The following is a 12,128-nucleotide window of genomic DNA, read 5'->3' on the forward strand; positions in this document are numbered from 1 at the left end:
AGCAGCCGGAGCGGATTTCGTGGGCCATCGCGACACCGGACTTAGCCATGCGCCCGGCCATGCGCGGCAGCGCGCGCCGCGTATCTCCGCCTTTGCGGCGGGGATCGGGCTCAGGCTCGCCGTGGCGCTCGGCGCCGCGGCGCTTCTCTGGCTTGCCGTTTTGTGGGCGCTCGCAAGATGAACGCCTATCGACATGCCGTTCCCGCCATCGAGCTTGCCGATCTCACCGTCGCCTATGACCGCGAGCCGGCGGTGCATCACCTGACCGGCCGTTTCGAGCCCGGCAGCCTCACCGCCATTGTCGGCCCGAACGGCGCGGGGAAATCGACGTTGCTCAAATCCATCGCCGGGCTCGTCAGCCCAAGCGAAGGCGGCATCGCCATCGAAGTCGGCGCGCGCGAGCGGATCGCCTATTTGCCGCAGCTTGCCGAAATCGACCGCAGCTTTCCGATCAGCGTGATCGACGCGGTGTCGCTCGGCCTCTGGCGCGACATGGGCATGTTCCGCGCGATCACGGGGGCGCATGTGACGCGGGCGCGGGCCGCGCTTGCCGCTGTCGGCCTCGAAGGCTTCGATGCGCGGCAGGTGGGCACGCTGTCGGCGGGGCAATTGCAGCGCGTGCTTTTCGCGCGGCTGATGCTGCAGGATGCAGGCGTGGTGCTGCTCGACGAGCCGTTCGCGGCGGTGGATGAGCGCACGGCGGGCGAGCTGCTCGATCTCGTCGGCGTCTGGCACCGCGAGGGCCGCACCGTGATTGCCGTGCTGCACGATCTTCAGCGCGTGCGCGAGGCATTTCCCGAGGCGCTGCTGATCGCGCGCGAGCCGGTGGCCTGGGGGCCGACAGATGAGGTTCTCACGCCGGACAATCTGCGCCGCGCGCGCTACATCTCCGACGGCTGGAGCGATGCGGCATGATCTATGATGCGCTGATCGCCCCCTTTGCCGATTACGGCTTCATGCGCCGGGCGCTTGTGGCCTGCATGGCGCTTGCCATTGGCGGCGGGCCCATCGGCACGTTTCTCATTCTGCGGCGCATGAGCCTGATGGGCGATGCGATGAGCCATGCCATCCTGCCGGGCGCCGCCATCGGCTTTCTTGCCGCCGGGCTTTCGATCTGGTGGATGAGTCTCGGCGGACTTCTTGCGGGTCTTGCCATCGTGCTGCTGGCGGCGCTCATCAGCCGGACGACGGCGCTGCGCGAGGACGCAAGCCTTGCGGGATTCTATCTCATCAGCCTGGCGCTTGGCGTATTGCTCGTCTCGTTGCGCGGTTCGAATATCGACCTTCTGCATGTGCTGTTCGGCACCATTCTGTCGGTGACGGACGATGCGCTGCTCCTCATTGCCTCCATCGCCACGCTCACCGTGGTGACGCTTGCGGTGATCTACCGGCCGCTCGTCATCGAATGTTTCGACCCCGCATACCTTCGCGCGACGACGGGCGGCGGCACGATCTGGCATTTCATGTTCCTGTCGCTGGTGGTGGTGAACCTCGTTGCGGGGTTTCAGGCGCTCGGCACGCTGATGGCGCTGGGGCTGATGATATTGCCCGCCGCTGCCGCGCGTTTCTGGGCGGGAGCGGTCTGGTCGCTGGCGGCGCTGTCCTCGGCGCTTGCCTTTCTTTCGGGCTTTGCGGGGCTCCTCCTCTCCTACAATTTCAACCTGCCGTCGGGGCCGTCGATCGTGCTGACCGCCGGCCTCTTCTATGTCGGCTCCATCATGCTCGGCACGCGGGACAGCCTGCGTACGCGCTATTTCCCGCGGGCCCATTTCCACGAGTAAGGAGAAAGCGATGAAACATCTGCTTGCGCTCTGCCTCACGCTTGCGCTCGGCTTTACGGCCCTGCCCGCGCGCGCGGAAGAACCCGCGCCGCTCAAGATCGTCACGAGTTTCAGCATTCTTGCGGACATGGCGAAGAATGTTGCGGGTGCGCGCGCCACCATCACCTCGCTTGTCGGGCCCGATGCGGATGCGCATGTCTTCGAGCCGGGGCCTGCCGATGTGGCGATGCTCGCGGAAGCCGATGTTCTCATCATCAACGGACTCGGCTTCGAGCCCTGGCTGGTCAGGCTTGCAGCCTCTGCCAAGAGCAAGGCGAAATTCGTGACGGCGAGTTTCGGCGTGAACCCGATCGACCTCGAAGAAGGCCATCACCATCATCACGGGCACGGGCACAGCCATGACAAGGACGGCCATCCGGCAGTACCGCAGGATTTCGATCCGCATGCCTGGCAGGATCTGCGCAACGGCATCATCTATGTCCGCAATATAGCGGATGCGCTGGCCGAGAAAGACCCGGCGAACGCAACGCTCTATCTTGCGAATGCGGAAAGCTACATCACGGAACTCAAGAAGCTTCATGAATGGGCGCGCGCGGAAATCGGAAGGCTGCCGAAGGAGAAGCGCAAGGTCATTACCACGCATGATGCCTTCGCCTATTTCTCGAAAGCCTATGGCGTCGAGTTCCTTTCGCCGGCCGGCGCCGGCACGGCTTCGGACCCGAGCGCCGAGGCGCTGGCGCGGCTCGTCGACCAGATGCGGCGCGAGAATATCCGCGCGCTCTTCATGGAGAACATGGGCAATCCGCGCATGATGGAAACCATCGCGCGGGAAACGGGCATCGAGAATGGCGGCACGCTCTATTCCGACGCGCTGTCGGCGCCGGGCGGGCCGGCACCGACCTATGTCGCGATGTTCCGGCACAATGTGCCGGTGCTGATCGAGGCGATGCAGAAGAATTGAGGGCGGATCAGCGCGCCATCAGGGCGAAGGTGCCCCAGCCGAGATATGCGCGCGTACAGGTAGCGTAGCGGACGGGCTCGGATGCGAGTTTGGCGCGGATTTCACCTGTGAGTTCGTCGCGGGGATTTTCATCGAGCCAGCGGCGCATGGTGAGCCATTTCGCGGCTTCGTATCTATCCCAGCCTTCACGGTCTGCCAGCACCATTTCCACGACGTCATAGCCGAGATCGCGGAACGAGTCGAGCAACCCCGGCAGGAAATGAAAGTCGGCAATCGAACCCGCGAGGCAGCCCCTTGCAACGTCTTCGGTGGGCGGCAGCTCGAGCCAATAGGGCTCGCCTATCAGGATGATGCCGCCGGGCTTGAGGCTCTGTGCGAGGAGCGCGATCGTGCCCGCGACGCCGCCGCCGATCCATGTGGCACCGACGCAGGCGGCAACGTCCGCCTTTTCGCTTGCGACATAGCCCGCTGCATTGCCATGAACGAAGGCGACACGATCGGCAACGCCGAGTTCTTCCGCGCGGCGTTTCGCTTGTTCCGAGAAGAGCCTGCTTAAATCGACGCCCAGGCCGGTGACGCCATGATCGCGCGCCCAGGTGCAGAGCATCTCGCCCGAGCCGCTGCCGAGATCGAGCACATGCGTGCCGGGCGCGAGCCGCAGGACCGCGCCCAGCGTGGCGAGTTTTTCCGGCGTGAACGGATTATGGATGCGGTGCGCGCTTTCCATGATGTTGAAGATGCGGGGGATATCCATAGCGGCGCCTTTGCAATCAGCGGTCTGGCTTCGCGATCGGGCCCTTGGCGCGGGTGAAGGCGCCGATGTCGAGCTCGCGGTAGAGCAGCCGCGCGGGATCGACCGGACCCGGCATGGTGAGGCGGCCGGACGGCACGGGGCCGAAGCCGACCTTGGCGTAGTATGGTGCGTCGCCCACCAGGATCACCAGCCTGTGCCCAAGCTTCTTCGCGTCGGCGAGGCCCTTTTCCATCAGCTTGATGCCGCAGCCCTTGCCGCGCAGCACGGGATCGACCGCGAGCGGACCGAGCATGAGGCCCGGCACGCCGCCGATGACGACCGGCCAGAAGCTCAAACTGCCGACCATGCGCCGCTCCGCCCCCTCGCCCGCAAAGGCGACATAGCAAAGCTCGGGCACGGGATGATTGCCTTCGCGCAGGCGCTGCGCGGTTTTCGCGTAGCGGCCGGGGCCGAAGGAGAGGTCCAGCAGGGCTTCAATGGCAGGCCGGTGCTCCGGCCGCTCGGCTTCTATCTCGAACATGGGTGTCTCACGGGGCTCAGCGAAGGGTCATGGAGGTCAAGGCGCTCACCCCTCGCGGGCCTGGCCGCCGCTCAGGCGGAGGCAAGGACCGGAATGGCGCGCGCGGAAAGGCGGCGGGGGCGGCGATGCGCCCCTTCCCTCTCTCGTCGTCGCTGCTCTGCGAGCCTCAGCGCCATGATGCGGTCCCCTGGTGCCGGGGCGCGAGACCCCGGAAGATCAGGCGGATAGCACGGGGCGGGTTTCCCGTAAAGCGGCTTTGGCGCGGCGGACCGCCGCTGCGGCAGGGCTAAAAAGGCTGGAATGGCGCCCGGCGCTTCGCTAGCTTGCCCGCAATCAATGACAACCGAGAGGGAAACGTCATGGGAATTCTGGAAGGCAAGGTGGTGCTCGTCACGGGTGCCGCGGGCGGCATCGGCAAGGAATGCGCGATGATCGCGGCGAAGCAGGGCGCGAAGGTCGTCGTGAACGATCTCGGCGGCAGCGTGAAGGGCGGCGATGCGGGCGATGCGAGCGCGGCGCAGAAGACGGTGAACGAGATCAAGGCGGCGGGCGGCGAAGCGGTTGCCAATTCGGACAGCGTGTCGCTGAAATCGGGCGCGGAAAACATGATCGCGCAGGCGCTCGACACCTATGGCGCGCTGCATTCGATCATCAGCCCGGCGGGCATCCTGCGCGACGGCATGTTCCACAAGATGCCGGACGAGGACTGGGACGCCGTTCTCGAAGTGCATCTGAAGGGCAGCTACAACATCACGCGCGCGGCGATCAATCATTTCCGCGAGAAGGAAGAAGGCAATTTCGTCCTCTTCACCTCGACGAGCGGCCTCATCGGCAATATCGGCCAGGCGAACTATGCCGCGGCGAAGATGGGCATTGCAGGTCTCTCGCGCATCATCGCAATGGAAGGGGCGGCGAAGAATGTGCGCTCCAACATCATCGCGCCTTTCGCCTGGACGCGCATGATCGCCACCATTCCGGTGAAGGACGAAGCGTCTGCGAAGCGCGTCGAGCGCATGAAGAATGCGATGCGGGCGGAACAGGTCGGCAATTTCGCGGTCGCGCTCGCCTCGCCCGGCTGCACGGCAAACGGGCAGATCTTTGCGGTGCGCGGCAATGAGCTGGTGCTCTTCTCGCAGCCCCGGCCCGTGAAGTCAGTCGCGCGGATCGACGGCTGGACGCCGGAAACGATCCTCTCCCATGCCTTCCCGGCGATGGAAGGCGGCTATACCGACCTCGGCGCAACCGGCGCCGTGTTTACGTGGGAGCCTGTGTAGGCGTTACACGCTGGATTGAATGCGGAAAAGGCGGGCTTCAGGGCCCGCCTTTTTTGTTCGTGTTTTAGTTTAACACTTGAAGTCCATGCTTGCGGACGACAGTGAGCAGTTTGAGCGCCATGCCGCTCGGTTTCTTTGCGCCAGTCTCCCACTTCTCGACTGTACTCTCGCTCGTATTGAGATAACGGGCGAAGACCGGCTGGCTTACCTTGTTCCGCTCGCGGATGCGCTTGATCTCGGCGGGTGCAATTTCCGCCGGCACTTCAAGATGACGCGCATCGAAGCCGCGCATCGTCGTCTTGTCGAGCGCGCCCGCCTTGTGCAGCGCTGAGGCTGCCGAATGCAGTGCGCCTGAAATGTCGCTCTGGTACTTTTTCGTGTTCGCCATGACATGTACTCCCACGACACAGGATAGCATCAGGCGACCTCTTCAAGAAGCTTCCGTCGCCTCATGCCCCGCACCCCATGGCGCCTTCCCCGGGCCGAATTTCTCTACTGTGAAATCCACGAAGGCGCGGGTTTTGGCGGAGAGGTGGCGGGAGTGGGGGTAGATGGCGTGGAGGGTGAGCGAGGGCACGGACCAGTCTTCGAGAACGCGGGTGAGAGTGCCGCTTTTCAGGTGGTCGCAGCCGATGAAATCCGGCAGGAGGGCGAGGCCCGTGCCGGCGGCGATGGCATCGAGCATCGCATCCGCATTGTTGCAGAGGAGACGGGCCTTCAGCTCCACCTGTTCGCGCTCGCCTTTCTCATTTTCCATTTCGAGATGGGTGGGGCGCGCGAGCAGCGTGTAGAGCAGGAAGGGATGGCCTGCGAGATCGGCCGGGCGTTTCGGCACCCCGTGCTTTTCAAACCAGGACGGCGCACCGACGATGTGGCGCTCGACGGGGGCGAGCTGGCGCGCGATCAGGCTTGAATCCGTGAGCGCGGAAATGCGAAGGGAAACGTCGAAGCCTTCCTCGATGAGATCGACGCGGCGGTCGTTCAGCGCGAGGTCCACCGTCAGCTCCGGGTGGCGGGCGAGAAATTCCGGCAGCACGGGGCCGAGCTGGCGGATGCCGAAGGTCATGGGCGCGTTGACGCGCAGCGTGCCCCGCACCGCGCCCTCGACGCAGTTTGCCTCCTCCACCGCTTCGGCGGCCTCCGACACGATGCGGCTTGCGCGCTCGAAGACGACGGCGCCCGCTTCGGTTAGGCTGATGCGCCGCGTGGTGCGGTTCAGCAGGCGGACGCCAAGCTCGTCCTCAAGCTGCGAGACCTGGCGGCTCACCATCGACTTCGACAGGCCGAGCGCATCCGCCGCCGCGGTGAAGCCGCCCGTTTCCGCCACTTTCACGAAGACCGCGAAGCCATTGAGATCGAGCGCCATGTTCCGGCTTCATTGTTCCTATATATGCAACAATATGTTTCATCATATGGGAATTATATTCTCCAGCAAATCAATTACATCCGATCCATCGAATTCAGCAATGCCCCTTCCCTGATGGACGGGGTCTTCCGATGGAGGGAAGAATGAGCGGAAAAACGAAGATCCTGGTGCTCTATCACAGCGCCTATGGCCATATCGAAACGCTGGCGAAGGCTGTCGCGGAAGGCGCGGGCTCGGTTGCCGGCGCGGAAGTGACGCTGAAGCGCGTGCCCGAGACCATGCCCGAAGAGGCGATGAAGAATGCGGGCATGAAGGTCGAGCAGGATGCGCCCGTCGCCACCCCGCAGGAGCTTGCCGATTACGATGCGATCATCTTCGGCACGCCGACCCGCTTCGGCAACATGACCGGGCAGATGCGGACCTTCCTCGACCAGACCGGCGGGCTCTGGGCCAAGGGCGCGCTGGCGGGTAAGGCGGGCTCCGTCTTCACCTCGACCGGCACGGGCGCGGGCAACGAGACGACCATCACCTCGTTCCACTCGACGCTGCTTCACCACGGCATGGTGATCGTCGGCCTTCCCTATCCGGTCGGCACGGAACTTTTCGATATTTCCGAGGTGCGCGGCGGCTCGCCCTATGGCGCCTCGACGCTGGCGGGCGGCGATGGCAGCCGCCAGCCCACGGAGAAAGAACTCAGCCTTGCGAAGAAGCAGGGCGCGCATGTGGCCGCGATCGCGGCGAAGCTCGCGGCCTAGGTACGAATACAAACTCCAGAGGCTCCGTATGGGCAGTACCGCGTAACGGAGCCTCGGGCCCGGCCGGCCGCTTTCCGCTCCCCTCCCTCCCCCGAGTGTGGGGGCCGGCCGGGCACCTTTCCTGAAGAAAGGCAGGACCACCATGATCGAAGTTCGCGATTTCAATTCTCTCGGCGGCGCCAATCACGGCTGGCTCGACGCGAAGCATCACTTTTCCTTTGCGCGCTATTACGACCCCAAGCGCATGGGCTGGGGGGCGCTGCGCGTCTGGAACGACGATCTCATCCGCGCGAAGACCGGCTTTCCGCCGCATCCGCACCGCGACATGGAAATCATCACCTATGTGCGCGAAGGCGCGATCACGCATCGCGATCACCTCAACAATGAAGGCCGAACGGTGGCGGGCGATGTTCAGGTGATGTCGGCGGGACGCGGCATCCAGCACGAGGAATGGAACCTCGAGGACGAGGACGCCCGCATCTTCCAGATCTGGATCGAGCCTAACCGCGAGGGCATCACGCCCCGCTGGGAGACGGCGCGCTTTCCGAAGGATGGCCGCAAGGGCGTGCTCGTGCCGCTCGCAAGCGGCAAGAAGGATGCGCCGGCCGAAGCGCTCTGGATCGCGCAGGATGCCGAAGTGCTCGGCGCGACACTGGACGCGGGCACGAGTGTGACCCATGTCATGGAGAAGGGCCGGCTCGCCTATCTCGTGCCGGCAAGGGGCCGGATCGAGGTGAACGGCGTCGAAGTCGGCGAGCGTTCCGGCGCGGCGATCCGCGATGTGGATCTGCTCACCATCCGCGCACTCGACGATGCGGAGATCGTGCTCGCCGATCTGCCGCCGGAAGAATAATCAACACGGATGAAAGGACGGAACGATGGGACTTCTGGTCGAAGGAAAATGGACCGACAAATGGTACGACACGAAGTCGACCAGCGGCGCTTTCAAGCGGCAGGAGTCCTCGTTCCGCAACTGGGTGACGGCGGATGGAAGCGCGGGGCCCACGGGCGAAGCGGGCTTCAAGGCGGAGGCGGGGCGCTATCACCTCTATGTCTCGCTCGCCTGCCCCTGGGCGCATCGCACGCTCATCTTCCGCAAGCTGAAAGGGCTCGAGGACAAGATCAGCGTGAGCGTCGTCGATCCCTTGATGCTGGACGAGGGCTGGACGCTGAAAGGCGCGGACGATGCGGCGGTGCCCGATTTCGTGAACCGCAAGACGCGGCTCTATGAAGTCTATCTGCTGGCCGACAAGGATTATACCGGCCGCGTCACCGTGCCGGTGCTGTGGGACAAGCATCGCCAGACCATCGTGACGAATGAATCCGCCGAGATCATCCGCATGTTCAACTCCGCATTCGACGGGATCGAAGGCGTGAATGCGGCGCTCGACTTCTACCCGGAAGAACTGCGCAGCACGATCGATGCGGTGAATTCAGCTGTCTACGACCATGTGAACAACGGTGTCTACAAGGCGGGCTTTGCCACCGAGCAATCCGTTTACGAGAAGGAAGTGACGGTGCTCTTCGAGGAACTCGACCGGCTGGAAGCGCGGCTCGGCAAGCAACGCTATCTCGCGGGCGACAGGATCACCGAGGCCGACTGGCGGCTCTTCACGACGCTGATCCGCTTCGATGCCGTCTATCACGGCCACTTCAAGTGCAATCTGCGCCGCATCGCGGACTATCCGAACCTCTCGAACCATATGCGCGAACTATATCAGGTGCCGGGCATTGCAGAGACGGCGAACATGGATCACATCAAGCAGCACTATTACGGCAGCCACAAAACGATAAACCCCACGGGCATCGTACCCGCGGGGCCCAACGAGGATTTCACCGCGCCGCATGACAGGGCGCGTTTCGGGGCACGGCTCGGCTGACGTCACTGCAGCGCCTTATTGCGCGCCTCGGCGACGCGATCCACCGCCGCTTCGCGGTGGCGGTTCTCGTCATAGCGCATGGGCCGCGGCAGCGCGAAGTGATAGGCCTCCAGCGCCTCGCCGCTCTGCCGCATCGCGCGGTCGAGATCGAGAAGCACGCAAGCCGAATTCCGGCCGCGCGCCTGACCGATGGAAATGCAATGGCGCACCGAATTGCGAAGCGCGCGATGCTGTTGATAGTCGAGCGCGGCAAGCGCCTCGCGCTCGGCGGGCAGCGCCGCCCAGTTCACCTGTTCCTGCGCGCTTGACGCCGCTGGCGCGACGAACAGAAAGGCCGCAGCGAGACCGGAAAGAAAAAGGCTCTTCATCCATCGCTCCCATCATTCATCGCCCCCGCAGATCAACCGATAGAACCGAAATGTGGCAAAAAAAGTCTGGATGGCCGGGTCAAGCCCGGCCATGACGGACTGGGGAAGGAATTTCCAATTCCTTTCCCGCCTACCACAACTCGTCCGGCGTGTGACCCAGCATGGCTTCGGCGATGCGCCGCGCTGTCGATGGCGTGACGCCTTCGGGCAGCGCATCGGGAGGGAAGAAGCCGCTTTCCGCGATCTCCAGAGAGCGGCGCGGTTCATGCGAATAGGCGCCATGCGGCACGACATAAAGCGCCACGTGATCCGACTTGAACTCGCGGAAATTCGCGTAGAGGCCGGCCAGCCGCGCCTCGCCTGTGAGCGTCACGCCCACTTCCTCTTCCAGCTCGCGGCGAAGCGAGGTCAGCATGGTTTCGCCGCGTTCCACCCCGCCGCCCGGCAGATACCAGCCATGAATATAGGTATGGCGGACGAGGAGAACGCGGCCTTCGGCATCAAGTACGAGGCCGCGGACGCCCGCCGTCAAAGGACGGCGCACCCGCCAGTACAGGCGGAGAAGCAGGCGGGCCAGGTGCCAGATCAGTATTTTCGGGTTCGGCATGGGCGGCAGACTAGCATGTCCGTTTCACTTATGCCGCAGGGGCCTTTAGATGTCGTCAACCCTATGGCCTTACTGTCTGGCGCAGGGCGGCGCGCTTCAGCCGCCGGGGCAAGACGTTTGGGCAATACCGGGTCATGGGTCTTTTTTCGCTGTTCAAGGGCAACAAGAAGCTCGAACCGCCGCCTGCGGAGGATGCGCCGCCGGTGACGCCCGCTGCCATGCAGCGTGCGCTGCGCGCGACTTCCATCACCAAAGGTTCCTACAACGCCGCCGAACTCGGCGAGCGGATTGCAACGGCGCTTTCGACCATCGAGACTTCGGTACTTGCGATCGACGCGATCATGGACCGGCTGCGCGAGGCGGCGGATCTCGTTGCCGATGCGGGCACGAGCGCAGATGACGGCAGGCGCGCGCTGCTGGCCGGGCGCTATGACGAACTCCGCGAAGAAATCGACGCCATTGCCGGTTCGGCGACGCATAACCGCGTCAACCTGATTGCCGGCAGGCGCATCGGCGGCAAGCAAACGACATTCGACATCGCTTTCGATGATGAGGCGCGCTCCGGCGTCGCCATTCCGATCGTCAATCTCACGACCGGCGAAGCGGGTCTGTCCCTGTCGCCGCCGCGCGATGCCTTTGCGCCGGACGAGGAAGTGGCGGCGATCGCCGCCGAGATCGAAGCCGCCCGCGCAACGGCCGCCCGCGTCAGCGACCGCCTTGTCGACCATGCGGCGCTCATCTCCGAGCGGCTTGCGCGCCTCATGGAAATGGCGGGCCCGCGCGAAATCGGAACGCGGCTGCCGACGGGCGCCGACCCGCCGGAAGAAGCCGCACCGGCCATAGACCCCGCCATGGCGGAAGTGGAAGAAAAATTGCGGGCGCTTTCGGAGCGGCTCAACGACCGCGAACCCCTGGTCCGCAAGGCCTGATACGCACCCCGTTTTCCGTGCTATCAATGGCCTCCAGCAAGGGAAGCCGCTCATGTCATCGCCAGAACAGAAAAACGAAGCCAAAGGCCCGAATGCCGACCAGATCGAATACTGGAACGGCGATGCGGGCGAGAAATGGGCGCGGCACCAGGACAGGCTCGACGCCATGCTCGCGCCATTTTCAAAGGCGCTGCAGTTGCTTGCTGCCGTGGAACCCGGCGAGCGCGTCATGGATATCGGCTGCGGCTGCGGCGCGACCACATTCGACCTTGCAAATGCGGCGGGAGACGGGGGAAGCACGCTCGGCGTCGATATTTCCGGGCCGATGATCGCGCGGGCGAAGGAACGCGCCGCCGCACTTCGCAGCAAGGCGGAGTTCCTGCTCGCCGATGCGGCGACGCATGATTTCGGCACAAGGCAATTCGACGTGCTTGCCTCGCGCTTCGGCATCATGTTTTTCGACAATCCGGCTCCCGCCTTCGGGCATATGCGCAAGACGCTTGCGCCGGGTGGCCGGACGGGGTTCGTCTGCTGGCGGCCCTTCCGCGAAAATCCCTGGGCTGCACTTCCGATGATGGCGGCGCTGCCGCATCTGCCGCCACAGGAGCCGCCGGTGCCCGGCGCGCCGGGCCCCTTTGCCTTCGACGATGCAAGCCGGTTCCACGATGTGCTGTCGCAAGCCGGTTACAGCGCGATCGACATTCAGCCTTTCGATGCGGAGCTGACGCTGGGCGCAGGCGCAGACGCCATCGAAACAGCGCTCAACCAATCGCTCGAGATCGGGCCGCTGGCGCGCGCGATGAAGACCATGCCGGACGCCATGCGCGATACGGTGAGCGATGCCGTGCGCAAGGCGCTTGCCGCCAATGTGAATGATGGCGAGGTGCGCCTGCCCGGCGCGGTCTGGCTCGTCTCGGCGAAGGCGTAAGATGT

16 protein-coding genes are annotated in these 12,128 nt (G+C 64.5%); 10 read left to right on the top strand and 6 right to left on the bottom strand.

From position 1 onward, the window contains the following. Window positions 1–19: 19 nt before the first annotated feature. The 4 genes from ACK4FH_RS00125 to ACK4FH_RS00140 are packed head-to-tail and all read left to right on the top strand — an operon-like array spanning window position 20 to window position 2,742. Complete coding sequence (locus ACK4FH_RS00125; RefSeq protein ID WP_409809864.1) at window positions 20–181, top strand: hypothetical protein; 162 nt, start codon at window positions 20–22, stop codon at window positions 179–181. Next, complete coding sequence (locus ACK4FH_RS00130) at window positions 178–915, top strand: metal ABC transporter ATP-binding protein (protein WP_409809867.1); 738 nt, start codon at window positions 178–180, stop codon at window positions 913–915. The genes ACK4FH_RS00125 and ACK4FH_RS00130 overlap by 4 nt, the downstream gene beginning before the upstream one ends. Beyond that, a complete protein-coding gene (locus tag ACK4FH_RS00135) occupies window positions 912–1,781 on the top strand; it encodes a metal ABC transporter permease (protein ID WP_409809869.1) in 870 nt (289 codons plus the stop codon). Before ACK4FH_RS00130 ends, ACK4FH_RS00135 begins: the two co-directional genes overlap by 4 nt. Window positions 1,782–1,791: 10 nt before the next feature. Further along, on the top strand, window positions 1,792–2,742 hold the full coding sequence (locus ACK4FH_RS00140) for a metal ABC transporter substrate-binding protein (protein WP_409809872.1): 951 nt from the start codon (window positions 1,792–1,794) through the stop codon (window positions 2,740–2,742). 7 nt (window positions 2,743–2,749) lie between these two features. Here ACK4FH_RS00140 and ACK4FH_RS00145 read toward each other — a convergent pair whose 3' ends face one another. Together ACK4FH_RS00145 and ACK4FH_RS00150 are read right to left on the bottom strand one after the other, a co-directional pair. Further along, a complete protein-coding gene (locus ACK4FH_RS00145) occupies window positions 2,750–3,496 on the bottom strand; it encodes an SAM-dependent methyltransferase (protein ID WP_409809875.1) in 747 nt (248 codons plus the stop codon). Between the two features lie 16 nt (window positions 3,497–3,512). Continuing rightward, a complete protein-coding gene (locus ACK4FH_RS00150; RefSeq protein WP_409809878.1) occupies window positions 3,513–4,016 on the bottom strand; it encodes a GNAT family N-acetyltransferase in 504 nt (167 codons plus the stop codon). Between the two features lie 359 nt (window positions 4,017–4,375). Here ACK4FH_RS00150 and ACK4FH_RS00155 point away from each other — a divergent pair, with 359 nt between their 5' ends. Continuing rightward, window positions 4,376–5,290, top strand: a complete 915-nt coding sequence (locus tag ACK4FH_RS00155) for an SDR family NAD(P)-dependent oxidoreductase (RefSeq protein WP_409809881.1) — start codon at window positions 4,376–4,378, stop codon at window positions 5,288–5,290. Between the two features lie 64 nt (window positions 5,291–5,354). Here ACK4FH_RS00155 and ACK4FH_RS00160 read toward each other — a convergent pair whose 3' ends face one another. Beyond that, on the bottom strand, window positions 5,355–5,678 hold the full coding sequence (locus ACK4FH_RS00160) for a helix-turn-helix domain-containing protein (RefSeq protein WP_409809884.1): 324 nt from the start codon (window positions 5,676–5,678) through the stop codon (window positions 5,355–5,357). 42 nt (window positions 5,679–5,720) lie between these two features. Continuing rightward, window positions 5,721–6,656, bottom strand: a complete 936-nt coding sequence (locus tag ACK4FH_RS00165; protein ID WP_409809887.1) for a LysR family transcriptional regulator — start codon at window positions 6,654–6,656, stop codon at window positions 5,721–5,723. 143 nt (window positions 6,657–6,799) lie between these two features. Here ACK4FH_RS00165 and wrbA point away from each other — a divergent pair, with 143 nt between their 5' ends. The 3 genes from wrbA to ACK4FH_RS00180 all read left to right on the top strand — a co-directional run bounded on the left by wrbA (window position 6,800) and on the right by ACK4FH_RS00180 (window position 9,291). Next, window positions 6,800–7,411, top strand: a complete 612-nt coding sequence (gene wrbA, locus ACK4FH_RS00170; protein ID WP_409809890.1) for an NAD(P)H:quinone oxidoreductase — start codon at window positions 6,800–6,802, stop codon at window positions 7,409–7,411. Window positions 7,412–7,553: 142 nt separating this feature from the next. Further along, window positions 7,554–8,264: a pirin family protein gene (locus ACK4FH_RS00175; protein WP_409809893.1), complete on the top strand. Its 711-nt coding sequence runs from the start codon at window positions 7,554–7,556 to the stop codon at window positions 8,262–8,264. 25 nt (window positions 8,265–8,289) lie between these two features. After that, window positions 8,290–9,291 carry a glutathione S-transferase family protein gene (locus ACK4FH_RS00180; RefSeq protein ID WP_409809897.1) on the top strand — a complete coding sequence of 334 codons (1,002 nt, stop codon included), beginning with the start codon at window positions 8,290–8,292 and terminating at the stop codon, window positions 9,289–9,291. Window positions 9,292–9,293: 2 nt separating this feature from the next. On the opposite strand, the gene ACK4FH_RS00185 is transcribed toward ACK4FH_RS00180, so the two are convergent. Further along, window positions 9,294–9,659: a hypothetical protein gene (locus ACK4FH_RS00185; protein ID WP_409809900.1), complete on the bottom strand. Its 366-nt coding sequence runs from the start codon at window positions 9,657–9,659 to the stop codon at window positions 9,294–9,296. Between the two features lie 130 nt (window positions 9,660–9,789). Beyond that, on the bottom strand, window positions 9,790–10,191 hold the full coding sequence (locus ACK4FH_RS00190) for an NUDIX domain-containing protein (RefSeq protein ID WP_409809903.1): 402 nt from the start codon (window positions 10,189–10,191) through the stop codon (window positions 9,790–9,792). 209 nt (window positions 10,192–10,400) lie between these two features. Between ACK4FH_RS00190 and ACK4FH_RS00195 the strand changes: the two genes are divergently transcribed. Both ACK4FH_RS00195 and ACK4FH_RS00200 read left to right on the top strand, forming a co-directional pair. Continuing rightward, the gene (locus ACK4FH_RS00195; RefSeq protein WP_409809906.1) at window positions 10,401–11,195 is read left to right on the top strand and encodes a hypothetical protein; all 795 of its coding nucleotides are present in this window, start codon (window positions 10,401–10,403) and stop codon (window positions 11,193–11,195) included. A gap of 52 nt (window positions 11,196–11,247) precedes the next feature. Then, window positions 11,248–12,123 (top strand): class I SAM-dependent methyltransferase, encoded by an 876-nt coding sequence (locus ACK4FH_RS00200; protein WP_409809909.1) that lies wholly within the window; start codon window positions 11,248–11,250, stop codon window positions 12,121–12,123. Window positions 12,124–12,128 lie beyond the last annotated feature (5 nt).

This window comes from Parvibaculum sp. (assembly GCF_046297875.1).
Lineage (GTDB): Bacteria > Pseudomonadota > Alphaproteobacteria > Parvibaculales > Parvibaculaceae > Parvibaculum.